Annotated in this window: 18 protein-coding genes; 6 read left to right on the top strand and 12 right to left on the bottom strand. The window is 50.2% G+C overall.

Going from position 1 to position 26,226, the window contains the following annotated elements; genetic code table 11:
• Nucleotides 1-62: 62 nt before the first annotated feature.
• From porU to AB2U10_RS18140, 6 genes are all read right to left on the bottom strand, one after another.
• A complete protein-coding gene (porU, locus tag AB2U10_RS18165) occupies nucleotides 63-3,359 on the bottom strand; it encodes a type IX secretion system sortase PorU (protein ID WP_367916418.1) in 3,297 nt (1,098 codons plus the stop codon).
• 84 nt (nucleotides 3,360-3,443) lie between these two features.
• A complete protein-coding gene (locus AB2U10_RS18160; protein ID WP_367916417.1) occupies nucleotides 3,444-4,100 on the bottom strand; it encodes a transcription elongation protein SprT in 657 nt (218 codons plus the stop codon).
• A gap of 14 nt (nucleotides 4,101-4,114) precedes the next feature.
• Nucleotides 4,115-4,681: an anthranilate synthase component II gene (locus tag AB2U10_RS18155; RefSeq protein WP_367916416.1), complete on the bottom strand. Its 567-nt coding sequence runs from the start codon at nucleotides 4,679-4,681 to the stop codon at nucleotides 4,115-4,117.
• 119 nt (nucleotides 4,682-4,800) lie between these two features.
• The gene (locus tag AB2U10_RS18150; RefSeq protein WP_367916415.1) at nucleotides 4,801-6,222 is read right to left on the bottom strand and encodes an anthranilate synthase component I family protein; all 1,422 of its coding nucleotides are present in this window, start codon (nucleotides 6,220-6,222) and stop codon (nucleotides 4,801-4,803) included.
• A gap of 355 nt (nucleotides 6,223-6,577) precedes the next feature.
• Nucleotides 6,578-7,105 (bottom strand): ferritin, encoded by a 528-nt coding sequence (locus AB2U10_RS18145; RefSeq protein ID WP_367916414.1) that lies wholly within the window; start codon nucleotides 7,103-7,105, stop codon nucleotides 6,578-6,580.
• A gap of 168 nt (nucleotides 7,106-7,273) precedes the next feature.
• Nucleotides 7,274-7,615: a hypothetical protein gene (locus AB2U10_RS18140; RefSeq protein WP_367916413.1), complete on the bottom strand. Its 342-nt coding sequence runs from the start codon at nucleotides 7,613-7,615 to the stop codon at nucleotides 7,274-7,276.
• 253 nt (nucleotides 7,616-7,868) lie between these two features.
• On the opposite strand from AB2U10_RS18140, the gene nagB reads away from it, so the two are divergent.
• Together nagB and AB2U10_RS18130 are read left to right on the top strand one after the other, a co-directional pair.
• Nucleotides 7,869-9,788 carry a glucosamine-6-phosphate deaminase gene (gene nagB / locus AB2U10_RS18135; RefSeq protein ID WP_367916412.1) on the top strand — a complete coding sequence of 640 codons (1,920 nt, stop codon included), beginning with the start codon at nucleotides 7,869-7,871 and terminating at the stop codon, nucleotides 9,786-9,788.
• Between the two features lie 192 nt (nucleotides 9,789-9,980).
• On the top strand, nucleotides 9,981-10,136 hold the full coding sequence (locus AB2U10_RS18130; RefSeq protein ID WP_367916411.1) for a hypothetical protein: 156 nt from the start codon (nucleotides 9,981-9,983) through the stop codon (nucleotides 10,134-10,136).
• A 46-nt stretch (nucleotides 10,137-10,182) separates the two neighbouring features.
• Here the strand turns inward: AB2U10_RS18130 and AB2U10_RS18125 are convergent, their stop codons facing one another.
• Nucleotides 10,183-13,110 carry a DEAD/DEAH box helicase gene (locus AB2U10_RS18125; protein WP_367916410.1) on the bottom strand — a complete coding sequence of 976 codons (2,928 nt, stop codon included), beginning with the start codon at nucleotides 13,108-13,110 and terminating at the stop codon, nucleotides 10,183-10,185.
• Between the two features lie 147 nt (nucleotides 13,111-13,257).
• Between AB2U10_RS18125 and AB2U10_RS18120 the strand changes: the two genes are divergently transcribed.
• Nucleotides 13,258-14,076: an enoyl-ACP reductase FabI gene (locus tag AB2U10_RS18120; protein WP_367916409.1), complete on the top strand. Its 819-nt coding sequence runs from the start codon at nucleotides 13,258-13,260 to the stop codon at nucleotides 14,074-14,076.
• A 183-nt stretch (nucleotides 14,077-14,259) separates the two neighbouring features.
• Here the strand turns inward: AB2U10_RS18120 and AB2U10_RS18115 are convergent, their stop codons facing one another.
• From AB2U10_RS18115 to AB2U10_RS18100, 4 genes are all read right to left on the bottom strand, one after another.
• Entirely contained in the window at nucleotides 14,260-15,540 is a 1,281-nt protein-coding gene (locus tag AB2U10_RS18115) for an aminotransferase class V-fold PLP-dependent enzyme (protein WP_367916408.1), read from the bottom strand.
• Nucleotides 15,541-15,654: 114 nt separating this feature from the next.
• Nucleotides 15,655-18,126 (bottom strand): ribonucleoside-diphosphate reductase subunit alpha, encoded by a 2,472-nt coding sequence (locus tag AB2U10_RS18110; RefSeq protein WP_367916407.1) that lies wholly within the window; start codon nucleotides 18,124-18,126, stop codon nucleotides 15,655-15,657.
• Between the two features lie 341 nt (nucleotides 18,127-18,467).
• Complete coding sequence (locus tag AB2U10_RS18105) at nucleotides 18,468-19,136, bottom strand: thiamine diphosphokinase (protein ID WP_367916406.1); 669 nt, start codon at nucleotides 19,134-19,136, stop codon at nucleotides 18,468-18,470.
• 4 nt (nucleotides 19,137-19,140) lie between these two features.
• Nucleotides 19,141-21,018 carry a beta-N-acetylhexosaminidase gene (locus tag AB2U10_RS18100; protein ID WP_367916405.1) on the bottom strand — a complete coding sequence of 626 codons (1,878 nt, stop codon included), beginning with the start codon at nucleotides 21,016-21,018 and terminating at the stop codon, nucleotides 19,141-19,143.
• Nucleotides 21,019-21,325: 307 nt separating this feature from the next.
• Between AB2U10_RS18100 and AB2U10_RS18095 the strand changes: the two genes are divergently transcribed.
• Together AB2U10_RS18095 and prfB are read left to right on the top strand one after the other, a co-directional pair.
• Nucleotides 21,326-22,201, top strand: coding sequence for a YegP family protein (locus AB2U10_RS18095; RefSeq protein ID WP_367916404.1), 876 nt, complete (start codon nucleotides 21,326-21,328; stop codon nucleotides 22,199-22,201).
• Nucleotides 22,202-22,407: 206 nt separating this feature from the next.
• A protein-coding gene (gene prfB / locus AB2U10_RS18090) for a peptide chain release factor 2 (protein ID WP_367916403.1) occupies nucleotides 22,408-23,485 on the top strand; the annotation gives its coding sequence in 2 pieces (ribosomal slippage) (nucleotides 22,408-22,458 and nucleotides 22,460-23,485; 1,077 coding nt in all).
• Nucleotides 23,486-23,689: 204 nt separating this feature from the next.
• Here prfB and AB2U10_RS18085 read toward each other — a convergent pair.
• Nucleotides 23,690-24,220, bottom strand: a complete 531-nt coding sequence (locus AB2U10_RS18085) for a YceI family protein (RefSeq protein ID WP_367916402.1) — start codon at nucleotides 24,218-24,220, stop codon at nucleotides 23,690-23,692.
• A 125-nt stretch (nucleotides 24,221-24,345) separates the two neighbouring features.
• Here AB2U10_RS18085 and AB2U10_RS18080 point away from each other — a divergent pair, with 125 nt between their 5' ends.
• A complete protein-coding gene (locus AB2U10_RS18080) occupies nucleotides 24,346-26,064 on the top strand; it encodes a M3 family oligoendopeptidase (protein ID WP_367916401.1) in 1,719 nt (572 codons plus the stop codon).
• The last annotated feature ends 162 nt before the right edge of the window (nucleotides 26,065-26,226 follow it).

The following is a 26,226-nucleotide window of genomic DNA, read 5'->3' as shown; positions in this document are numbered from 1 at the left end:
AATTTTTCACGAAAATATCAGTTGCCTGATTTTTTTAAAATCGAGCCCCCAAAGTAAGAGATTTATTTCCAAAAAAACAAGGTTCCGCCTGCCTGCGCAGAATGATTTTCTGATCGTATGATCAGCCGGTAAAAGGCCTTCGGGAATGCCGGGGAGCTTCCGTGAAAGTCTGCTTCCAGTCCTATTTCTTCTTCACAGTGGCTGCAGCTGAACTCTTCCGTTCGCAATACCCGGCCCAGGGCATCGCTTATAATCAGGGTTGCGTTCAGATCATCGCCCGGCCGGTTGTGCTTTACGCTTAACCGCAGGTAGTCTGTCACAGGGTTCGGATAAGCCGTTAGCCCGAGTACTTTTAGCTCCGGACGTTCTATTTGAAATTCAAACGTTTTCCGGGATATATTATTGTAGATGTCTGATGCAATTAATGTGCTCTGGTGCCTGCCGTTTTCCAGGTTGCCCACGTAGTAGCTGATCTCGCCTTCTGTGGCTCCCGCCTGCGGGGTAAAGTAAAGAAGCGGATCAGGCACGGGCTGCCCGTTGATGAGCAGGGAGAGGCGGTTTACGGAGTCCCGGCGGGAGACATTGATCCCGTCTTCGTCGCGGAGGGTCCATTTCAGCACCAGGTCCGGGGTGATCTCTGCCACCAGGTCAGGCGGAGTGAGGTTGTGCGGTTCCGGGAGGCTTCCCGTACGCAGGGGCACCGGCGCTACCCCGGAGAACTCCTGCAGGGTGCTGTCGGCCGACAGGCAGCGGATCACGATCCGGCCGTTTCCGGAACCGGGCAGCTGGTCATTCGGCAGCAGGATCTCCCCTTCATAGACGTAGTTGTGTACCGGGAACCGGCCGCTGAAAATTACTTCTGACCTGAGCGTATATTCAAACGGCGGGCTGTCGGCAAAGCCGCCCAATGTTTTTTTAACCCCCGGCTTATCGATGACCGAAACCAGGGCTGTTCCGTTCTGAACGGTTTCAGACCGGCCGGAGAAACGTACTTTGCGGTAAGCAGTAAGGGTATCGGCCGCCAGTGAAAACGATGCCGGTGTGCTCCACCGCGGCAAGGGCAGCGAGGGGTCGCCCAGCAACGAAAAGTTGCGGTTGATCTCGCCTTGCACCGACTGGTTTTTGGTGATCCTGAACAGCTCCCCCAGTGTTCCGGCCCCGGTAATATGGCTGAAGAATGCCTGGTTGACCAGCTGGTTGGTGCTGGAATACACGGGCCGCGTGGTGGTCAGCAGGGCTATGGCACCGGTTTGCGGCCGTAAGAGCATTAATTCGGCACCTGAAACGACTCCCGGGTTGTCGAATTTCCCGAACTGGCAGGTGGCCGTAAACCAGATCGGGAGCCGGCCGGCATTGCGGAAGGTCATGATGTCGCTCAGGGTGAGCAGCTTTTCACTGGTGAGGCCGTCTTCGGCACCGTGCCCGATATAGGTAATGAGGTAAGATCCGTTATTGACCAGCTCGTGCAGCCGCCGGTTGGCTTCAGGTACCGTTCCGTTTTGTACGGGGAAGTCATCGAGGTAGAGCTTCTCGTTCATAAAGCCGGGAAAGGCCTGGAGGGCTGTGGCTTCCAGCTCTTCGGCGTCGCGTTGATGCAGGTTATAGTCGCGGTTGTCAGCCACAAAAGCCAGGCGGTTATTCCAGCTCACGTGCTCCACAGCTTGCCGGTAAACGATATATTTGGCAATGTAGTTGTGCAGCTCGGAGAGGGTCCGGGCGGGTATTCTTCCTACGGCAATGTCCATGATATGGTCGTCAGACGTAGTGCTGATCCACTGGTTGTTGACACTCTCCCCCTCGGGCCACAAGCCTTCGTGCGGATCGAGAAAGGCGAAGTAATCGTCAGAAGCAAAGCTGTAAACCGGCTCCAGCGACTCGCGCGATTCATAGGTGGGAATCAGCAGATCTACATCTGCATAGTCGGCGGTATTGTTGTTTTTGTAGTCGAAAGAAGCGTCGCCCAGGATGAGCAGGTAGCGGAATTTGCCCGGCGCCAGCTCGTAGAGGTACCGGCAGTAGTCGCGGATGGCCGTAGGATCGGTTTTCCCCGAGCTGAATTCGTTGTAGATCTCGGTAGCAGAACACCCGGCCACTTCCAGGTCTTCGTTTTCTTTCTTGAACCGGATCAGCTGCTCTGCTTCGGTCCTGAATTTCTCCGGGAATACCACCAGCAGCTCGGGCACAATGCCGTTTCGCAGGTTCTGCGGGCTCACGGCCTCCCGGAAACCGGGGTAGGGCAGGGTGGCCGGGTCAAAAACCACCAGGTCGCTCAGTGTATTATCCGGTGAAAAAACGCCTTCCTGCGTGAGGGATAATTCTTTTACGGTGTTGCCCTGATTTACCTGCCACACGCGGGCCGATGCCGCATCGCCTGCCAGCCGGCAGCGGTAAGCCGACGTTTCAGGTACGGTTTGGTACAATACCTGGCGGCCTGCGTAAAAACGCAGGCGGCGGTTGTAGCTGGCAGACCAGTAGTTAAAGTAAACTCCTACGTTGCCCACACTTTCGGCGCTGAGCTGCAATTCCACGCGGGCCGGGGGGGCTTCCGGTTTTAGTTCAAAAGGATAGGCATTGGATACCCGGAAATAACGGGCCTGGTTGTCGTTCGGGTTATGAGGGGCGCCGTTCAGGGTGTCCTGCCGGGAGAGGTTCCCCGCGGTGATCCGTACAAACTGGCGGCTGATGCCCATCGGGTACAGCTCAAAGCTGAGGGTATAATCAGAAACGAAATCTTCCTGCGCCGGTGAAAAACTATAGGAAGAGCGAAACATATCGCCCAGCCAGAGCCGCCCGGAGTTGAGCAGGTTCTTCAGCTCTTTTTCTTCGTACCCGTAAAAAGGCAGGTTATCCCTGACGGGTGACCCGGTGTCTGCCTCCTGCCGGCTTATTTTGAGAGAAGGGCTGCTGCCGATGGTAATGAAATAGTCATTGGAGTTGCTGTAAGGATTGATCTCATGCGAGAACCGGCCGTCAGCATAGGTTACCGTATGCGGGTCACGGCCATAAAAGGCCATATAATCTCCGGTATCCCATTGGTTGTTTTTGTCGTTAAGGAAAACCGGGATCTCCTGCAGCCCTGTAACTCTCTCTGCCGAATTAAGCTGGGGCAGGGGACCGGGATGCCCTCCGTATACCCGGATTTTGTCGGGATCTGCTTTGGCAAAGGCAGGGGCATATTTCTCAAAAAAAGCCTTATCCAGCTTGTAAACCCCTGAGCGGCTGACCGATACTTTTATCCACTCGCCCCGGGCAAGAGGAGAGGGCTGAGCAAAGGCTGTGGCGAAAGATAAGAGAAGGTATAAGATGCCCTGTAACCCGTACGAAATACCTTTTTGTAATTGACAATGGACAATTGACAATGGACAATTGACGATGGACAACTGACAATGGGGTACTCGGAACGTACTGCTCGGAACTGGTTTTATACTCATTAAGATCTCATCTTAAAGCTCCACCCGGGCTACGCCGGGAATGGTGTAGCGCTTTCGGGTATTAACGCATTCTACCAGTATTCTGGTCCGCCGGGGCTGAATTCTTTTGAACTGCCGGCCGTTAAAGTTAAATACTTTTCCGTCAGGTACCTCTGAAAGATAGATGCCTTTCACTACTTTTTCAGGCGAATAAAAGGAAAGGGCCCGTACCAGTGCCGGGTCTTTGGTAGAAGAGGCGGCAGGGTTCTGCATGTGCGGAACAAGCACCTGCAGGATATCTTCCGGGAAGATGCGGGCGCTCAGGAGGGGGGCCATCAGGGTTTTGAAATGGAATTTCCATTCCTGCCCGTGAGGGGCCGGTGCCCGGTGGAATAGCTTCTGGCCGACCCGTACCCGCTGGTGGGCGATCTCGTGAATCAGGGTGATCAGGAAACTGTAAGGATTGGAGTCGCCGTTCACCGAAATAAAATGCCGGCCGTTTTTGTACATATAATTCCCCAGGCAGGTCTTGCGGGACCCGGCCACGGTAAAATTGAACGGGTGTTCGCGCCAGAGGGCCATAACGTAGTCTACCGCGTCTTCAGGGATATGCCCGGCAAACCCTTTGCGGAAAACGTCTTCGTTCTGCGGCCTGACAGCCCGGGGTTTTTTATTGAGAAATCCTAACATTCACCGGGAAAGGTTTAGTTCTGCATCCAGTTCTCCATCATCTTCACCCCGTGCTCGGTAAGGTAGGCTTCCGGGTGAAACTGGACTCCGCGTACGTCGTAGCGGGTATGTGCCTCAGCCATAACGTTGCCTTTATCGTCAACGGCCGTTACCTGTAAGCCGTCGGGGAAGGTTTCGGGCAGGACCGTCCAGGAGTGGTACCGGCAAACGTTAAACTGTTCGGGAATATCCCGGAAAAGCAGCTCATTGCGGTCTTTCACGATACAGGGGGTAGTGACCCCGTGCAGCACCTCGCCCATATTTTCAAGCTTTGCGCCGAAAGCCTCGCCAATGGCCTGGTGGCCCAGGCACACGCCGAGAATGCTCTTGGTTTCCTTGTATTCATTGAGCAGGTCCATCATGATTCCTGCTTCTTCCGGGATCCCCGGCCCCGGTGAAAGCAGGATCTTGTCGTATTTTTTTACCTCTTCCAGGGCGATCTTATCGTTCCGGAAGACGTCTGTTTCTGCCCCCAGCTGCTTCAGGATATACACCAGGTTATATACGAAGGAGTCATAATTGTCTACTACCAGTATTTTCATTTTTTTAGCTTTTAACTTTTAGCCTACAGCTCTCAGCTGTCAGCCTTCAGCCGAATAACGACTATTTATTTAATTGTAAACAATATCTAAATATCTAACTTCTGATAGCTCACAGCTGATTAAATTTCTTCCGCCATTTCAATGGCCTTGCGCAAAGCACCCAGCTTCAGGTGTATTTCGTTCATTTCGGTTTCCACGTCTGATTTGGCAACCACGCCCATGCCGGCCTGGAAAAACAGGGTATTGTTTTTACTTAAAAACGTACGGATGGCAATGGCGTGGTTAAAGTTACCGTTAAAATCCATAAATCCGATGGCTCCGCCGTAAATACCGCGGTGATTGGGCTCTGCCCGGTTAATGAGGGTCATGGCGTTATGCTTCGGCGAGCCCGACAGCGTACCTGCGGGGAAGGTGTCAGCTACCAGCTGCAGCGGGTTGACATCGGCATTCATACGGGCGGTAACTTTCGAAACCAGGTGAATCACGTGGCTGTAGAACTGTACTTCCTTGAAGATCTCCACATGTACCTGCTCTGCATTGCGGGAAAGGTCATTGCGGGCCAGGTCTACCAGCATTACGTGTTCTGCCGATTCTTTCGGGTCGGCATGAAGGTCAAGCGCCAGCTGGCTGTCGTGCTGGTCGTCGCCCGTTCTGCGGAAAGTTCCGGCAATGGGGTGGATCTCAGCGGTGCCGTCATGAATAAAGATCTGTTTTTCCGGGCTTGATCCGAAGATATGGTAATCTCCGCCGTCAAAATAGAACAGGTAAGGCGAGGGGTTGATGCTTCTGAGAGCACGGTATACGTTGAAATCATCGCCCGAGAAAGTACGGCTGAATCTCCGTGACGGTACAATCTGGAACACATCGCCGCGCAGGCAGTGCCGGATGCATTGCCGGATGATTTCCCGCATTTTGTCGTCAGGAATATTGGTTTCTTCTTCACCGGTAATTTTAAATACGGAAGTGCTGCGCTTGGGGTTTTTAACAAAAAATTCCAGCGTCTCCAGGCCATCCCGCACGGGTGCGGGCTCTTCGCCTTCGCGTGTGTAGGTATGTTCAAAGAGGTGAAGCTCATTTTTGAAATGATTGACAGCAATCACGTACCGGTAAACGCGGTATTGAATATCGGGAATGTCGTTTTCCGGCGCTTTCTCCTGGAGGGTAATGTCTTCAAAATACTGGACGGCGTCGTACGTGATATGGCCGAAAAGCCCGTTGGAGATAAAGCCGGGGTTCTGGCTATGATGCTCAAAACGCGAAGAAAACGCCTGCAACGCCTGCACGGCATCTTTCTTATCGGCCAGCGGGTAGATGTTTTCCGGGCCGCCGGGGTAGACCTCCTTTACCTGCCCCCTGTCAATGGTAATAGAGGCTACGGGGTCACATGCAATGTAGCTGAAGCTGTTGTGCATGGCGTGGTAATCGGCACTTTCAAGGATCACCGACAGCGGGTACTGCTCCCGGATACGCAGGAAAATGCTTACAGGCGTAAGGGTGTCGGCCAGGAGGCGCTTGGTTCGGGTAGTAATTTTGAATTTCATAGTAAAAAAGCTTTCAGCCATCAGCTTATCAACCGTTTTGGGCTGATAGCTGACGGCTATTAAAAAAGGCCTGCCGTAGTTGAACAGCAAGCCTTATAGTATCTTAAAATCCCATAGCGAATGATGTTCAACCCTCAGAGAGAAGAACGCCACCAGTTAGCCGCTATGCCGATTGATAATTTCATGGTGCAAATGTAGAAATGTTTTTGAAAAATTATGGGGGTTGGGATGAATTTTTTATAACCACATAGGTACATAGACATATAAGTTCTTACTAAACAGGTCTTATGTGCCTATGTGGTTAAAAAAGGGGGCATAAATGCCCCCCATCGCTTTATAACTGCCCAAAAAAGTTTTACTCGTGTCCCCCGATCTTCGCAATTTCCTTGTCAAGAACGAACCGGCCGGTGGCGCTGTTTACATCAATCAGCTCAAAAAGCTCCAGGGCTCTCCGGGCATTTTTCTCTTCTTCACGCTGCTCTTTCACGTACCACATCAGGAAATCTTCGGTGGCGTAGTCATGATTGGCCCGGCATTGGCCTACCAGGCGGTTGATGGAGTTGGTAACGGCAATCTCGCTTTGAAGGGCTACCTCAAAAACACTCCTGAGATCCGGGTATTCCAGCTGAACCTCACCCACCACCGGGGTAACGGCATTTCCGCCTACCTCGTTGATGTACCTGAAAATTTTCAGGAAATGTTCACGTTCTTCCTCCGCCTGCCTGTACAGGTATTCGGCAGAACGTTCAAAGCCGTTTCGCTCCAGCCACGAAGCCATGGCCAGGTATTTGCTGGAGGCTTCCGCTTCCATTTTGGCCTGGGCATTCAGTGCAATTTCTATATCTTCTTTTAATGAGGTCTTGTCTCTTAATAAATTCTTCATTTGATCTTCTTGATTTATTTGTTTACAAAGTTAACGAAGATCCGGGAGATAAAAATTCCCTTGTGCGCTGATTTACAGCTATTTGTATTGAATCTAAATTTAAAACAAATCAAATCAGGGCGGACCCCCCGGCAGGGGAGACAGCAGAAAAGGCACAGTTGCAAGCGGTTATACCACGGTGTAATCGCCCAGCACCTCGTGAATCAGGGAAACCAGCTCCAGTGAAAAGCGGGTACCGTCTACCAGCTCGCGAAGCTGGATGAGGTCACAGAGGGTAAGCGTAACAGCAGAAGCCAGGCGGGCATGATGAAGCGAAACAAAATCGCACTCGTCAGAAAGATTGAACAGGAGCTCTTTCAGGTCTACCGCGTGAATGTGCTTCCGGAAAAGAAGAAAATCATTGACAGAGAATTTCCAGGTATAATCTTTGAAGTTCAGAATAATAGAGTTGGTCAGGTCACATTGGAAGGCCCGGCCCTTTGAAGTACTGTAAAGCTCTGATAATGTCAACGCCTGAAGATTAAACCCTGCAAATATACACGGCAAAAAACAGATTTAAAAAATTATTTATAATTAATCCAGATTTTAATTTAACTATATTGGCGCTGTGAAGCAGCAGGCGGAGAGTCGGGAATGATTAAATTAACATGGTTTTTAAGAATTTATAGAATTAATAATTTTTTTTAATAAAAAAACTCTTCTAAATTTAGCCGTATAAATTAAACAGGTAGTTGTACTCCTAACATCAAATTATTTTAACACCATGGGTGATTCAACCGTTAAAGAACCGATTGCGTACGAGAAAATTCCAACCCGTATTTTTGCAGATCCGAAAGAAGCCTCAAAATCTGTAGCGCAGGAAATTGCCGACCTTATCCGGAGGAAGCAGAAAGAAGGTAAAAACTGTATACTGGGTCTGGCCACGGGGTCTTCCCCCAAAACCGTATACGCAGAGCTTGTGCGCATGCACAGGGAAGAAGGCTTAAGCTTTAAGAATGTAATCTCGTTTAACCTGGATGAGTATTACCCGATGGAGCCGGATGCGATTCAGAGTTACTGGCGTTTTATGCGCGAGCAGCTGTTTGACCTTGTGGATATCCCGAAAGAAAATTATTTTATTCCCCTCGGTACGCTTCCGCAGCAGTCTATTGCTGAGTTTTGTGCCGGCTACGAGGCAAAGATAGACGCACTGGGCGGCCTCGACTTCCAGCTGCTGGGCATAGGTGGCAACGGGCATATCGGCTTTAACGAGCCGGGCTCGCTGATCAACTCCAAGACCCGCCTGATGATGCTGGACCACTCTACCCGCGCAGCGGCTACCGGCGATTTCGGCGGAGACCTGACCAAGGTACCCAAGAAAGCCATTACCATGGGTGTTTCTAAAATTTTACAGGCCAAACGGGTCGTGCTGCTGGCCTGGGGAGAGCGCAAGGCCGAGGTTATTGCCCGTGCGGTAGAAGGTACAGTAACCGAGCAGAATCCTGCTTCCTACCTGCAGACACACAGCAACGCCCTGTTTGTAGTAGACCCGGCGGCGGCCTCCGAGCTGAAACGGATCAAAACGCCGTGGCTGGTAGAAGATGTGGTATGGGATAACCAGATGATCAAGAAAGCCGTATGCAGCCTGGCGCTTGAACTGGGTAAGCCTATCCTGAAGCTGACCAATAAAGATTATAACGATAACGGACTGTCAGAGCTCCTGGCCGGTTACGGGCAGGCGTATGACATCAACATCGATGTGTTCAATAACCTGCAGCACTCCATTACCGGGTGGCCGGGCGGAAAACCCAACGCCGACGATACCAACCGTCCTGAGCGGGCACTGCCGGAAAGAAAGCGTGTCATTATCTTCAGCCCGCATCCGGATGACGACATCATCTCAATGGGGGGTACATTCCAGCGCCTGGTAGACCAGGGCCATGAAGTGCATGTGGCGTACCAGACCTCGGGTAACATTGCCGTGTCAGATGATGAGGCGCTGAGATTCATTGATTTTGTGGTAGACTATAACCGCAATTTCGGGATCAATAACGAGAAGGCCGAAAAAATCTTCGAAGATGCCAAGCTCTCTATTAAAAATAAGAAAGGAAGCGAAGTGGATTCGGAAGCGGTAAGGCACGTAAAAGGAATTATCCGCAGGGGAGAGGCCAAGGCTACCTGCCGCTTTGTGGGCATTCCTACTGCGCATGCGCACTTCCTGAATATGCCTTTCTATGAGACCGGCAAAGTGCAGAAGGCTCCGCTGGGTAAAGAAGATATTGCGGTTATTAAAAACCTGATCGAAGAGGTGAAGCCTCACCAGATTTATGCGGCAGGCGACCTGGCCGACCCGCACGGAACCCATAAGGTTTGCCTGGATGCTATTTTTGAAGCCATTGACCAGATCAAGCATAAAAACTTCATGAAAGACTGCTGGCTGTGGCTGTACCGCGGTGCCTGGGCAGAATGGGAGATCCATGAAATTGAAATGGCCGTGCCTATGAGCCCTGACCAGGTTATGCAGAAACGCCTCGGGATTTTCAAGCACCAGTCGCAAAAAGACGGTGTGGTGTTCCAGGGAACCGACGCGCGCGAGTTCTGGCAGCGGGCAGAAGACCGTAACCGGGCTACTGCCGGGCTGTACAATAAGCTGGGGCTTGCCGAATACGAGGCCATGGAGGCATTTGTACGCTGGAAGTTCTAATCCCGGCGTCATCTGCCTGAGGCGGTTGTAAGACCTGTTGGGGCTTTTCGTAAGGGCAGGGTAGAACTATGGAGTTAAAAAATATAAAAAAAATTAGATAAAGCTGTTGTATTTATCAAAAATTCTTTTTAACTTCACTTGTGTTTTGATCATCAGGGATTAAAATACCTTATAAAGCTACCCTTACCAATTATGAAAAAATTCAATTTGTTTATGACCTGTCAATGGATAGTATTTGCGCCGATTATTATCCCGATCAGTATTATTACCGGTGCTTATGAAGGACTGAAGAAGGTAATTCACCAGGCTTCTGTGGATATTTTCCAGACAGAAGAAATGACTTCCTGATGAATTTTAGCAGAATATAGAAAAACCGGGCGTGTCCCGGTTTTTTTTATTCTATAAGGCTTAGTATGTCTTCGGTGGTTAACGACTTGAAGAAACCTTCTTCTTCTATAATGAGCTCATCAAAAAGCTGCTTCTTGGTGTTTTGCAGCTCCACAATCTTCTCTTCAATAGTATTCTGGGTGATAAACTTATAGCTGAACACCGTTTTGGTTTGCCCTATGCGGTGGGCCCGGTCTACGGCCTGTGCTTCAATGGCGGGGTTCCACCAGGGATCCAGTATAAATACGTTTTCGGCAGCGGTCAGGTTAAGCCCTACTCCGCCGGCTTTGAGGGAGATCAGGAAAACCTGCTCCGAATCCTGCTGCTGAAAGCGGTCTACCAGCTCCATCCGGTTCTTCGTGGAGCCGTCGAGGTACAGGAACGGGATACCTTCGGTGCGAAGGGCTTCGGCCACAAATTCCAGGTGCTTTACAAACTGACTGAAGACCAGTGTTTTTGATCCTTCCTGCACTACTTCGCGGATACGCTGCATCACATCGTTTCCTTTGCCTGATTCGCCCCGGTAACCGGCTGAGACCATGGCCGGGTGGTTGGCCAGCTGGCGAAGCTTGGAAAGCCCCTGCAGCACCAGCATGCCCGATTTCCCCAGGGTGCCGTTTTCCTGCATTCCCATGATCTGGTTTCTTACGTATGAGCGGGTCTCATCGTAAAGCTTTTCCTGCTCTTCGGTCATCTGGCAGTATACCACCGACTCTATTTTCTCCGGGAGATCCTGGGCCACCTGCCGCTTGTTTCTGCGGAGCATAAAGGGCCGGATCCGGGCCGAGAGCACCTTCAGGCTTGCTTCGTCTTTTTCTTTTTCTATGGGGCTCTGGTACTTCTTTTTAAACGCTGAAAAGCTGCCCAGGAGCCCCGGGTTAATAAAGCTCATCTGGCTCCAGAGGTCCAGGGTGCTGTTTTCAAGCGGGGTACCCGTAAGAATAAGCCGGTTTTGGGTGTTGAGGTCCATAACGGCCTTGAAGTTGGCGGAAGCGGCATTCTTGATCGATTGCGACTCATCCAGTATGGCGTAGTTGAAACGGAAGTAACGGATAAAATCGATATCGGAACGTAGCACGCCGTACGAACAGATGATCAGGTCATACAGCGCAAATACCTGGGTGTCTTTGCTCCTCTGGGTACCGTAATGAACCATCACCCGCAGGTCAGGTGTAAACCGGGCGGCCTCTTTCTGCCAGTTGTAAATCAGGGAAGTGGGCAGTACCAGCAGGCTGGGGGCACCCGGCTTTTCTTCCTTGATCTTTTGCAGGAAAGCCAGGGTGGTAACCGTTTTTCCCAGTCCCATGTCATCAGCAAGGCAGCCTCCCAGGCCGTACTCCTTTAGAAAAAGGAGCCAGTTGTAGCCTGCTTTCTGGTAAGGGCGCAGCTCCCCTTCAAATTTTTGGGGAAGGGGGGCATCCTGTATCTCCTCAAAATCAGACAGGGCAGAGAGCTTGCGGTTCATTTGGGTGGTGACCACGCCGTCGTGAGCCAGCAGGTTGACCAGCCCTATAAACTGTTTCCTGAGGCGGGGGGCATCTGCGCTGTCTGCTTCGTCCATGCTTTCAAACAGCTCGGAAAACTTTTTGAACCAGGCTTCGGGGATGGTCGCCAGCCGCCCGTCAGGCAGCGCAAATTCTTTGATATTGTTGAGAATATAATGCCTGAATTTCTTGAACGGGATCCGGAACTCCCCGAAGATCACCTCCGCTTCAATATCAAACCAGTCGTTTTTTTCTACCACCTTTACATCCACGTGGCTGTAGCCCAGGAAGTAAGTGGCTGAATTGCCCTCGCTCTGCTGAACGATAACGGGGTAGGCTTCCAGCTTTTCGAGGTGGTCGCTGATCCATTCCACGGCATAATTTTTAGGCAGTATGCTACGGCCGTTACGGAGGTCGAGCCCTTCGTTTTTGAGGAAAGAGATAACCGCCCGTTCAGCAGGGAGGTTCCTTTTTATCTTGTGGAACTTCCAGGAACCGGCCGTTTTTTCCGGGTAAACGTAGGCGGGATCGCTGAAATTGTCAAATTTAAAATCGTGGTCTCCGTACGAAAAGATGAGCTCCAGGATGACATCAGCCGGCGGGTTCTCGTCTTCCCCCGTGCCGAACAGGCCCGTTCGGGCGGCAGCTTTTACCTCGGTAACCTGGAGGCGTGTAATAAATTCTTCCTTCTCATACGATATATCGAACCCCTGGGCATATACGTTAAAGTTAGCGATCAGGGGCACAATGAACTTCTTATAATAGGTATCTTCGATTTTCCGGGGAATCTCGATGTTGGATTTCTGAAGAAACGGACGCAGCTTTTTACCGTCTACGTGGTCTTCGAAAATATACATCAGGTTATCGATCAGCAGAACTGCGGGAATGTCGTTAATGATGAGCCCGTTACGAAACTGGAACTTTACTTTTTCCCCGTTGCATTTGATAATGGGGTAGTAAATGGTTTTTTCTTCCTCGCGGTTGAAATGAAAATAGACCTTGGCGGGTTCCTCCACAATTTCCACTTCTTTCCAGGTAGGAATGCCGTCGCTCCCCATGATGAAGAAATTCTCTCCCCGGATATTCCGGTAAATTTCTTTCCGGTAATTGTCTATGTAAAGGGTAATGGCTTCGCGGAGGGCAGGATCCCCTTTGGCGGGATCAAAGATCTTTTTAAAAAAATCGTCTCTTTTCAGCTTTTTGTTGGTGTTGAACTTCCTGAAAACAATGTCCTGCTGAATTTTGGAGGTAAGCTCTACCAGGCGGACCTGGTCGCGGGTGAGCCCTGCTTTAAAATCTTTGACGTTGGTTCCGGAGATATTTTGTGACTGGAAAGAAAATTCGCCTTTCAGGGTGAGCTTTACTACGTAAGGCTCGAGGAGATACCCGAGGAACTCATGCTGGTACAGGCTGAAAACAAGTTTAAAAGGTTCAGTAGGTGAAACGATCATGAATTTTTTAAAAAACGGGTTTCAAAACTACGGTAAAAGACGGTGCGGGCAAAGTCTTTTTTGAAAAGATTCGGAATGACTTATCGTACATAAGGTTCTTATCGAAAAAAATAATACTTTTGTGAATTAAGATTAACATAATACACTATGGGTTACGGACTACTTAAAGGGAAAAGAGGAATAATCTCCGGGGCGATCGATGAAAATTCTATTGCCTGGAAGATAGCTCAGCGGGCTAAAGATGAAGGGGCGATATTTACATTGACCAATGCGCCTATAGCCATGCGGATGGGCGAGATCAATAAGCTGGCCGAAGAGTGCAATGCGGAGATCATCCCGGCCGATGCCACCAGCGTGGAAGACATTGAAAACCTGTTCAGCAAGTCGGTAGAGATACTGGGCGGAAAGCTGGACTTTGTGCTGCATTCTATCGGGATGTCGCCTAACGTAAGAAAAGGCAAGGAATACGGCGACCTGAATTATGAATGGTACAAGCAGAGTGTGGATATCTCGGCCATGTCTTTTCACAAATTTATGCAGGTGGCTGAGAAGCAGGATGCCATCAATGAATGGGGTTCTATTGTAGCCCTGACCTACATGGCGGCACAGCGTACTTTCTCTTTCTACAGCGATATGGCCGATGCCAAAGCCATGCTCGAATCTATAGCCCGGAGCTACGGATACCGGTACGGCAAGCTGAAGAATGTAAGGGTAAATACCGTTTCGCAGTCGCCCACCAAAACCCGTGCCGGTGGTGGAATCGGCGGATTTGGCAACTTCTTTGAATTTGCCGAAAAAATGGCGCCTTTGGGAAATGCCACAGCTGACGACTGCGCCGATTACGTGGTTACCCTTTTCTCTGACCTTACCCGTAAAGTAACCATGCAGAATCTTTACCACGACGGCGGATTCTCTATGACCGGGATCTCGGCAGAGGTGCTGGAGATGATCAAGCCGGCAGAATAAGCAAAAGAAATTTACACCAATAAGGATCTCCCGTGCCGGTTCAGGTGCGGGAGATTTTTTGTTACCTCGATTTGGGATATACGAAGTGGGAAAACTTTGAAAAAGTAATCCAGAAAGCTAAAGATGCCCGTAAGAATGTAGGGGAGGAGATCGTAAACCATTTTCCTGACGTCAGGGAAATGGTCACCCATGTCCCAGCTGATAAAGTGCCTCCTTCAGCCGGTCCAGGTCTTTTAGCGTAGTGTATACGTGGGGGGTGATCCTGACGCCGTTCAGCGCTTCCCATTTGATAGGGGAGGTGTGTATCTTGTACCTGGAGAAAAGAAAGCTTTCTACTTCAGCGGCCTCTTTGCCCTCTACGCCCAGGTGGGCCAGGGCACAGGAGTACCGCGGATCCAGCGAAGTGTTCAGCCTGATTTTGGGAAGCCGGGCGGCCTCTTCGGCCCAATAATTTTTCAGGTAGCGGAGCCGCGCTTCTTTCCGCTGGTTGCCTATGGCTTCCTGGAACTTCAGGGCCACGCCGATGGCCTGCTCTATGGGAAAAGACCGGGTGCCGAGGTTCTCGAATTTACGGATATTCTCAGAGCGGGGATTGTCATTGGGAATCAGCGGGAAGATCTTGCTGATCTTCTCCCGTTTTATCCATAACATGCCGCTGCCTATGGGTGCCGACAGCCATTTGTGGAGGCTGGTGCCCAGGTAATCACCACCCAGATCGGGTATTTTATAATCGAGGTGAGCAAACGAGTGAGCCGCATCGATGACCACTTCAGCCCCTCTTTTACGGGCTTCTTCGGCTATTTTTCGTACCGGCAGGATTTGGCCGTTCCAGTTAATGATATGCGTGATATGCACTACGCGGGTACGAGGGGTCATCCGGGCGATAAAGCTTTGCACGATCTGCTCTTCATTTTCAGAGGGCAGGTCCAGGTCGGCGTACCGGATCTTTATCCCGTCGCGGAGCTCTCTCTGGCGCCACGCGTGCAACATATTGGGGTAATCGTAGCGGGTCATGACCACCTCGTCACCTTTGTCCAGCGGCAGGCCCATGATCACGGTATCCAGGGCCTCGGTAGCGTTCCGGTTAATGGCAATTTCTTCTGCTGAGCAGCCGGCATAAGCAGCGAGGTTCTCCCGCAGGGGTTCCCTGCCCTGGTCCATGATGCGCCACATGTAGTAGGAGGGAGCCTCGTTGGCATATTTGCCGTATCTTTCCACAGCATCCTGGACAATCCGGGGCGAAGGGCTTACACCACCGTTATTCAGGTTAATGATCTGGGGCGAGGTGGTATAGGCCTGCCCGATCTGCGCCCAGTAATCTTCATCAGTGGCCAGCTCCCCGGCAGGTGCACCGGCAGAAAGTGAAGCGATCTCGTTCAGGTAATCATCAGAAAGGAGCTTAAGGCCCGGCTGCAGGCTGAGACTGCCGCCGGCAAGGACTCCCAGGAAATTTCTCCGGATCATGGGTACAGGGTGTTAATGGCGGACTAATTTACTAAGAATCTTTGGGTTATGCAAGACAATAAATCAAAAAGACCACCCCGGGGGGATGGCCTTTTTGATAGTATAAAGCATTGCTTATGAGCCACACATTTCGCACCCTTCCGGGTTATCGAGCGAGCACTGCATGGCTGCATATTTCTGCTCGGCTTCACTCATTTGAAAACCGGCTGCAGCCTCTTTATTTTTTTCAGTATGCTCTTTGGCATAAGCCTCGTAGTCCAGCGGTTTTTCCTGTATGTTCTGTGTTACAGGTACGGTTTCGGCAATGGCCTGGCGGTCTACCGTAAACTTCACGGCATCAGCGGCGGCCTTGGTTCTCAGGTAATACATACCGGTTTTCAGACCGGCCTTCCACGAATAGAAATGCATGGAGGTCAGCTTGGCAAAGTTCGGGTCGGTCATGAAAATATTCAGTGACTGGCTCTGGCAGATAAAGGCCCCGCGGTCGGCTGACATGTCAATGATGGTTTTCTGCTTGATCTCCCAGGCGGTTTTGTACAGCTCTTTGAGATGGGCAGGAATTTCGGCGATGGCCTGAACAGAACCGTTGGCGGCGATGAGCTTGTTCTTCATGGTATCGTTCCAGAGCCCGATCTTCACCAGGTCGCGCAGGAGATGCTTGTTCACCACCACAAACTCGCCGGAAAGAACCCGGCGGCTGTAGATGTTGGAGGTATACGGCTCAAAGCACTCGTTATTCCCCAGGATCTGGCTGGTAGAGGCCGTTGGCATCGGTGCCAGCAGCAGCGAGTTTCTTACCCCGTTTCTGATCACTTTTTCACGAAGGTCGTCCCAGTTCCAGAGACCGGAATCAGGACTTACTCCCCACATGTCAAACTGGAATATACCCTGCGAAACCGGCGAGCCTTCAAAAGTAGAATACGGACCTTCTTCGATGGCCAGCTCCATGGAGGTTTCCATCGAAGCAAAATAGATGGTTTCAAAGATATCGCGGTTAAGCTTCTGGGCCTCTTCGCTGTCAAACGGGTAGCGCATCAGGATGAAGGCATCGGCCAGCCCCTGGATACCGATACCGATAGGGCGGTGGCGCTTATTGCTGTTTTCGGCTTCCGGTACCGGGTAATAGTTGATGTCTATGATGCGGTTCAGGTTGCGGGTAACCACCTTGGTGATCTCATACAGCTTCTGGAAGTCAAATTCCGGAGCGGTGCTGTCGGCATTGACAAACTTGGGTAAGGCTATAGACGCCAGGTTACAAACCGCCACCTCATCGGGAGCCGTGTACTCGATGATCTCGGTGCAGAGGTTAGACGACTTGATGGTGCCCAGGTTTTTCTGGTTCGACTTCTTGTTGGCCGCGTCTTTGAACAGCATATACGGTGTGCCGGTCTCTACCTGCGACTCCAGGATATGGAACCACAGCTCCTGTGCCTGCACGGTTTTGCGGGCCCGGCCTTCGGCTTCGTATTTTTCGTAAAGTCTTTCAAAATCTTCCCCGTAGGTTTCTGACAGGCCGGGGCATTCGTGCGGGCAGAACAACGACCACTGGCCGTTGGATTCCACCCTTTTCATGAAGAGATCGGGCGTCCAGAGCGCATAGAAAAGATCCCTGGCGCGTTCTTCTTCCTTGCCATGGTTTTTCTTCATGTTCAGGAACTCGAAGATATCGGCATGCCAGGGTTCGAGGTAAATGGCAAAAGAGCCCTTGCGTTTCCCTCCGCCCTGGTCTACATAGCGGGCAGTGTCATTAAAGACCCGCAGCATGGGGATGATCCCGTTAGAGGTACCGTTGGTGCCTTTGATGTAGCTTCCGGTAGCGCGTACATTATGAATAGCCAGGCCGATACCCCCGGCCGACTGCGAGATTTTAGCCGTTTGCTTCAGCGTATCGTAAATGCCGTCAATGCTGTCGTCTTTCATGGTGAGCAGAAAACACGATGAAAGCTGGGGCTTGGGTGTGCCGGCATTGAAAAGGGTAGGCGTAGCATGGGTAAACCACCGTTCGGAAAGAAGATTATAGGTTTCGATGGCTTTGTCGATGTTGTCACCGTGAATACCCACGGCTACCCGCATCAGCATGTGCTGAGGTCTTTCCACAATTTTGCCGTTCAGCTTCATCAGGTAGGATTTCTCCAGGGTTTTATAACCGAAGAAATCGTAGCCGAAATCGCGGTCATAAATTATAGACGAATCCAGCACGGCGGCATTGGCCTGGATGGTTTTCCAGGTTTCTTTGGAAATAAGCGAAGCGTTTTCACCGGTTTTCGGGTCAATGTACTGGTAAAGCAGCTTCATGGTTCCCGAAAACGACTTCAGCGTATTCTTGTGCAGGTTGGAAATGGCTATCCTGGCGGCAAGAATGGCGTAGTCGGGATGCTTGGTGGTCATAGAGGCGGCTGTTTCAGCGGCCAGGGTATCCAGCTCAGAGGTGGTCACCCCGTCATAAATGCCCGAAACCACTTTCATGGCTACTTCAACAGGCTGAACAAACAGGGAATCGAGTCCATAGCACAGTCTCTCAATTCTAGCGGTTACTTTGTCGAATTTTACGGATTCTCTCCGTCCGTCTCTTTTTATAACAAACATGAGTATGTAGCAATCAGGTGAATAATCTGTTTATTTTAATGGATGTTTTTTCGCAAAGCGATTTCAAAGCTATCTAAAAAAAAGTACAAAAAAAAAGTTGAAAAAACGGGGTTGGAGACAATTATTAAAAATATATAAAACACGAAAAAAAGCTGTGCTGCTAATTATCAGAACATTAAGATATTTTTAAGGAAATGACAACTCGAAAAAATCCTATGAAAAATATTTATCCACAGGTTTTCGTGCTTGTTCCGTACAGGGAATTTGCCTATCGGGTATTTTGGAAGAAAAGGTTATCCACCGGATATCCACCGGTTTATCAACAACTAATAACTTAATTATTAATCGTTACATTCCATTATCAACAGGGTACCTTCTTCGTATTCCACAAGCACCTCACCGTCTTCGGCCGCCTCGTTGGAGCTGCCGTTCCGGTACCCCAGGTGCAGGCTTTCGTGCGTAAGCGGATAACGGAGGTTCCGGGTGGTGATGCCCGTGGTGATACCCAGGGGCATGAGGGAGATCACGGTGCCTTTCCGGTACCATTTTACGAATTTATGGGGCAAAGGCAATATTGGAAAAATACAAGAGTAGTCGTCAATGATCTTCAGGCTGATGCTGCCGGCATATTTGGGTAAAATCGATATATTGGCCAGGGTATGATCGGCCCGCCGGCCGGTAGCCCAGATAATGTTGGCCGCAGGATATTCTTCTTCTACCAGGTAAATAATCGCTTTTTCCAGGTCAGTGAAATTCTGGTCGGGGGTGTGAACCACTTTTACCGGGTACTGGCTTTGCCGTACAGATTCTGCATCCTGGCCGTCGAAGTCCCCGAGGATCACATCTATTTTTATTCCTAAAGGCAGCACGCGGTCCAGCGCCCCGTCAAGTACGATCACTGTGGGAGACCATTCCAGCAGCTGCCCCAAAAGCTCAACGGAGCAGGCCTCACCATTGGCAATGATTAAGGCCGGCTCCTGTTTTTCGCGTACTACGTGATGAGATGACATACGGTTATTTTGCTCTTTTGATCAGCTCTTCCCGGGGAATGATCAGTTCCCGGCCCAGCTCTTTGCCGTCTTTATACGTTTGTGTCCTTAGCCGCAGCCTTCCTTCCGGTATCTCCACGGGTCCGGTATATTTCGTGGAAAACTTCGCGGGATAGGTGTTATCCAGCGAGTAGAACACCTCAGCGCCGGGTATTTCGGTTTTTAGCTCCAGGTAATAGCGGCCGTCTTTCCCGGTTACCGTTACTTCGGGTTCGTAGATGGTTTTGGCGATGCTGACACCGGCCTGGTTGAAGCGCTCAAACGTATTCTCCAGGCGATTGACAAAATCAGTGAAGGTGCTGGCATTTTTAGGCGACCACAGCTTTTCTGAAACGGCCAGCGCACGCGGATACGCCATGTAGTAGGCAAACTGCAGGGTAGGGATCACCTCCGTCCAGAGATTGCCCTGTCCGCCCAGCACATATTTCGGATCCACGCCTTCGGGAGTCGGGTCCAATTCATACGACTTGGCCAGGCTGAGGTCGGCGTAGATCGGATTTTCTACAGATTTGTCGCCCTGGGTGTAGTCAAGATACGCATAGGTTGTAGGGGTCATGACCACGTAATGGCCCTCTTTGGCGGCCTTAATGCCTCCATCCATGCCTCTCCAGCTCATAACGGCGGTAGATTTGGGCAGCCCGCCCCCGTCAAGAATCTCATCCCAGCCGATCATCTTCTTCCCTTTGGAAGCAATGATGTCATTGACCCTTCTGACAAAATAGGCCTGGAGCTCTTTGGTATCTTTCAGGTTGTTTTTCTTCATAAACTCCTGTACGCCGGTATTTTCGGCCCAATAGCCGTGATAACACTCGTCGCCTCCCATGTGGATATATTCACCGGGGAAGAGCCCCGCCACTTCGGTCATAACCTTATCAACAAACGTGTATACATTTTCATCGGCAGGGTTCAGCGTATTTTCAATGAGCATCCTGAACTCGTGATTTCCATACCATTCGGCAAATTTTGAACCGGGGTTCACAAATTTCGGCTCTTTTTTAACCGACAGCTCAGGATAGGCGGCCAGGAGCGCCATGGAGTGGCCGGGAAGATCGATCTCGGGCACGATGGTGATGTTTCTTTCAGCGGCAAACCGGATGATGTCCCTGATCTGGTCCTGGGTATAGAAACCGCCGTAGGTAGCTTTCTCGCCTTCTTTGGGGTACGGCCGGGTATCACCGAATGCGCCGTAACGCTCTACCCGCCATGCGCCGACCTCAGTGAGCCGGGGCAGTGATTTGATTTCGATCCGCCAGCCTTCGTCATCGGTGAGGTGCCAGTGAAATACGTTGAACTTGTATTGGGCCATCCGGTCAATGAAGTCTTTTACCTCATCAGCTGTAAAAAAATGCCGGCTGACATCCAGCATCAGGCCCCGCCATTTGAACCGGGGGTAGTCGGTGATCCTGCACTGCGGAACGGTCACGGCGCCGGTAAAGGCCGTCTTCCGGTTTTCAAGCTGGGGCGGCAAAAGCTGCCGCAGCGACTGAATGCCGTTAAAGATACCGGCACGGGTGTTGGCGGTCAGGCTGATCTCGTTTCCTTTGACATCCAGGATATATCCTTCCTCCCCCAGCTTGTCGTCTTTCCCCAGCCGGAAAACCACCGCCGGGTTTTTGCCTTTCTTCTGAACAACAGCAGCAGGTGTCAGGCCGGTATAACGGCTGAGCTCTTCGGCGTATTTCCGGATCTCCGGCTGGCCGTCGGGTACAACAAAGTCGGTTGCCTTACCGAATGTAAATACGCCGGAGCCTTTTTCGGTATGTACCGGCACCGGAATTATCGATTGGGCACTGGCCATTCCCCCGGTAAAAAGGAGGCCTATGAGGATGAAAAAACTTCGCATTATTTTTATCAGGTTTTTACGGTTGAAACAATTCTCCGGCAAAATACAATAAAGCCCCGTAATTTAAAAATAAACGAAAACGTGATGCTTTTACACAATTTCAGGAGGGCATTTTGGTGAAATGCAACCGGTGCAGCCTTTTGTTTCGGGAAGGGGCTTTCAAATTAGATTTTTCAAATAAAGTATAGAAGATTAGCTCTATATATTTGTTTTTGATGTATTATTTTAGGGTTATGAAAATAACTCATAGTAAATTAGTTAACTTTTTCACCAATTCAATTTATTTCAGTCAAAAATACATTTTTCTATGGCAATAAATGACGATTATCTGAGTTGCAAATCGTACGAAGGTCAGGAAGCAGATCCGAAAAATGAAGGTTTTTCGCTTTTCCAGGACAAGAAAACAGGGAAGTATTATTTTAGCTATGCCGGTGCTGTTCTTTTAAGGAGCGAAGGGTATACCGATGTGGCTTCGAGAAGCAAAGCCATTGCGTCTGTGAAGAAAAACCTGGCCTCGGCAGATAAGCTGGCGGTTATAGAAGAAGGCGGAAAGTTTTATATTGTTTTAAAAGCAGCCAATAACAAAGAAATAGGCCGTTCGTGTGATTTTAAGACCCGGGCAGCGGCAGAGAAAGGGCTTGCCCGCTTTACCGGGGCGCCGGCAGCTGAAAAGCCGGTGACACCTGCAAAGAAAAAAGATGCTTCAGCAGAGGCCGGAAAACCGGCCGCTAAAGCAAAGAAGACGGCTGACAAGCCGGCTTCAAAAATCAAATCTCCCATAGCGGAAGAAGGGGTTTTAAGCGGCCTGCAGAATTTTCTGGAAGTACATGAATATCTTGACCGTCCGCGTATCTGGGATTCGTACGGCATAACCGGCTACGTGAAGTTCCAGGGAAATGACGGGAAACACTATTTCGGGGTATATAACCCGGATGCCACGCTGTACCTGCGTTCGGAAGGCTTTGCCACCGAAGAAGAGCGGGATTCGGTCTTTGACCTGATGGACAGCATTATCCTGCTTGAAGAAAACTACAAAATTGAAAACCTGAACGGCCGGTACTATGCCGTGCTTTTCGAAGAAAATGATATTGTAGCCATTTCTCCTGACTTCAGCTCCTTTATAGAAGCTTTTGTGACCACACCGGGCGGGCGGCCCCGGGAGGTACAGGGAACGATGTTCTGATTTATTGTGTTTTAACTGCATAACCTCTCCATGTCCGGAGAGGTTATTTTTTTATAACAGCAAAAGGTTTTACGAAAGAAAATAGCTGACGAATATCCCGGGCGCATCGTTTCCGGGGGAAAACCAACGCTATAAGTTCTAGGGTTAATTCCGAATAAGCTGTACTTTTGCAGAAAAATCATTTTTATCACCATTTAAAGGAAATCATGACAACAGAAGCGTTGAAAGATTTGAGAGCCAGAGTGACGGCACTGAGGAGGTATCTTTGACTACGATAACCGGAAAGAGAAGCTTGGAGATTTGGAAAATCAACAGGCGCAACCCGAGTTCTGGAATGACTCGGATCATGCCCAATCAGTAGTTAAAGAGATCCAGACACTAAAAAACTGGACAGAATCTTACGAAGAAGCGGAGGCTTCTATCAGTGATCTGGAAACCCTTCATGAGTTTTACCAGGCCGGTGATGTAGACGAAGCCGAAATGGCCGCAGAAGGAAAGAAAACCATAGCCATTATTGAAGAGCTGGAGCTGAAAAAAATGCTCTCCGGCGAAGAAGACCAGTTTTCCGCCATTATTGAGATTAACTCAGGGGCGGGCGGAACCGAAAGCCAGGACTGGGCCAGCATGCTGTACCGGATGTACCTCATGTGGGCGCAGAAGCACGGCTACAAGGTAACCCAGATCGACTGGCAGGACGGTGACGGTGCCGGTATCAAGTCGGCTTCCATGCAGATAGACGGGCCCCTGGCCTACGGTTACCTGAAGTCGGAAAACGGCGTGCACCGGCTGGTGCGTATCTCGCCTTTTGACTCCAATGCCCGCAGGCACACCTCGTTTGCGTCGGTTTATGCCTACCCGCTGGTAGACGATACCATTGAAATTGACGTGAAAGATGCCGATATTGAATGGCAGACTTCGCGTTCAGGGGGAGCCGGCGGACAGAACGTGAACAAGGTGGAAACCAAGGTTCAGCTGACCCACAAGCCCACGGGCATTGTGATTGTATGCCAGATAGAGCGCAGCCAGCTGGCCAACAAGGAACACGCCATGAACATGCTGAAGTCGCGCCTGTACCAGATCGAGGTGGAGAAGCGCAATTCAGCCCGGGCCGACATTGAAGCCTCCAAAAAGAAAATTGAGTGGGGATCGCAGATCAGGAACTACGTTTTCCACCCGTATAAGCTGGTGAAAGACGCCCGTACGGGTCATGAGACCTCGGATATCCAATCGGTGATGGACGGCGACCTGGATGACTTTATCAAGGCGTACCTGATGCTGGATTGATGGTGCAGAATCCGGCGAATTCAAATGTTTACAGAGGAGACATTACACATCCGGTACGACCCTGAAGGGGCCGGATGTTGTAATGTTTTCGGCTATAAACATTTGACTGTTTCCGGATCCGAAGGTTTACATTTCTTTCCCACAAAATAAAAGCCCCCTGCCAAACGGCAAAGGGGCCTTACTATTTAAACCTCTAAAAAAAAATCAGGCTTGTTTGGTAAACTGCACGTTCAGCAGCAGTTTTACGTCATCGCTTACCACTACACCGCCGGCTTCGGTAACGGCGCTCCATGTAAGTCCGAAATCCTGGCGATTGATTTTGCCTTCTACTTCAAAACCTGCCTTGGTCTGGCCGTAGCCGTCTACCATTACACCGCCGAAATCACCTTTCAAAGTGACCGGACGGGTAACTCCTTTAAGGGTAAGATCACCTTTCAGCACTACTTCACCCCCGGAAAGATCAAGGGAAGTGGATTGGAAAGTAAGCTCGGGATATTTTTCCGCATCAAAAAAGTCGGCTGATTTCAGGTGGCCGTCTCTTTGTTCGTTTTTGGTGTTGATAGAAGCAATTTTAGCAGAGAAGCTCGCTTGTCCGCCATTGAAGTCATCTCCTTCACCGGCACATACCAGCGTAGCGTCAAAGTCAGTAAACTCACCGGTAACGGTGCTGATCATCAGGTGTTTGATCTTAAATTGTACTTCCGAGTGAGAAGGGTCGATTTTCCAGGTACTCATATTTGTAAAATGTTAATTTTATATGTATATACATTAAATACAATTACATTGTTTAAAAAGTTTCACTTACTTCCTGTTTTTTTTCGGCCTCCTGCTAAATTGCATTTTATTAGTAAACGAAAAGCATGAGCAACTTAGCATTGGAAAAGAAGAAAAGAGAGTTTCTGCCTGAAAATTATACGATTGATAACTGGGATTCGCTGAAAGTCTATTATGAAAATATTAAAAACCGGGAAGTTGGCAGCCCGGCTGATTTTTTAAAGTGGCTGAAAGATAGAAGTGAGCTGGAGTCGTATGTGTCAGAAGATTTTGCCTGGCGGTATATCCGGATGACCTGCAACACGGCCGATGCCTCACTGCAGAAAGCTTACCAGGATTTTGTGGAGAACATTCAGCCGCAGCTGGCCGCTTACGGCGATCTGCTCAATAAAAAAACACTGGACTACGCCGAAAAATGGCCGGTAGAGGAGCCCGGCTATGCCATTATGCTGCGCGGGATACGGGAGTCGGTGAAAATTTTCCGGGAAGAAAACATCGCGCTGTTTACAGATATCCAGTTGAAGCAGGCGGAATACCAGTCGCTGACCGGGGCCATGACGGTTACCATTGACGGGCAGGAGATGACGCTTCCCCAGGCCGGTGCCCTGCTGCAAAGCCCGGACCGGGCCCTGCGGGAGAAAGCCTGGTACGCTATTTCGGAAAGAAGGCTGGCCGACAAAGACCAGCTTGACCGGATTTTTTCAGAGCTCCTGGTGCTGCGGAATGAGGTGGCCCGAAATGCCGGCTTCCGGAACTTCCGCGATTATATGTTTTCGGCGATGGGCCGTTTCGACTATACTCTACAGGACTGTTTCGATTTTCACGGATCAATAGCAGCTACGGTAGTACCCATTGTAGACAACCTGGAGGCGGAACGTAAAAAACAGCTGGGGTATTCTGATTACCGCCCCTGGGACGCCAAAGCGGATACGGAAGGAAAAGCGCCGCTGAAACCTTTTCAGGACGCTACTGACCTGCTGGATAAGACAGAACAATGTTTTACCGCCATTGACCCGGCCTTTGCCGGTTATATTCGTACCATGCGCCGGATGGGCCATTTTGATGTGGAGTCAAGAAAAGGCAAAGCTCCCGGAGGGTACAATTACCCCCTGGAGGAAACCGGTGTGCCCTTCATTTTTATGAATGCCACAGATACCGTGAGAGACATAGTGACCATGGTGCACGAGGGCGGGCATGCCATTCATTCGTTCAAGGTGCGTGACCTGAGCCTGAATGCCTACCGGAATCCGCCTATGGAGGTGGCTGAGCTGGCTTCCATGAGCATGGAGCTGATCTCGATGGAGCATTGGGAAGCTTATTTCCCGGATCCCGAACAGCTGAAGAGGGCCAAAAGAGAGCACCTGCGGGATATCCTGGCGGCGCTTCCGTGGATTGCTACGGTAGATAAGTTCCAGCACTGGCTGTATGAGAACCCTGCGCACACCTTAGAGCAGCGGGCGGAGCAATGGACAAAGATTTTTGATGAATTTGCCGATTCGGTGACCGATTGGTCGGGCCTGGAGAAGTTCAGGCGCTACAGCTGGCAGCGTCAGCTGCATATCTACGAGGTACCGTTTTATTATATTGAGTACGGCATGGCGCAGCTTGGGGCCATCAGCGTGTGGCGCAATTATAAGGCTGATCCGGCAAAGGGCCTGAAGCAGTATACCGATGCCCTGGCCCTCGGTTATACACAAGGCATTAAAGAAATCTATGCCGCAGCAGGTATCCGTTTTGATTTTTCAAAGGAATATATTGCGGAACTAATGGACTTTGTCAGTCAAGAATTGGAGCAAATGAGCTGAAAGTGGTGAGGCGCAGTTATCCGGGGGTATTACAAGCTATAACGGAATAATTGGAATACCATATGGCCGGTAGTAAAGTTGATTGCCGGCTGTATGGTATTCTTTATAGTCATTCCGCTTTACCACAACGTTTACGGTATAACAACCTTTATTTACGCAAAA

Origin of the sequence: Leadbetterella sp. DM7, from assembly GCF_040829825.2 — a bacterium.
Classification (GTDB): Bacteria; Bacteroidota; Bacteroidia; order Cytophagales; family Spirosomataceae; genus Leadbetterella.
This window is presented reverse-complemented; position numbering and strand designations above follow the sequence as displayed.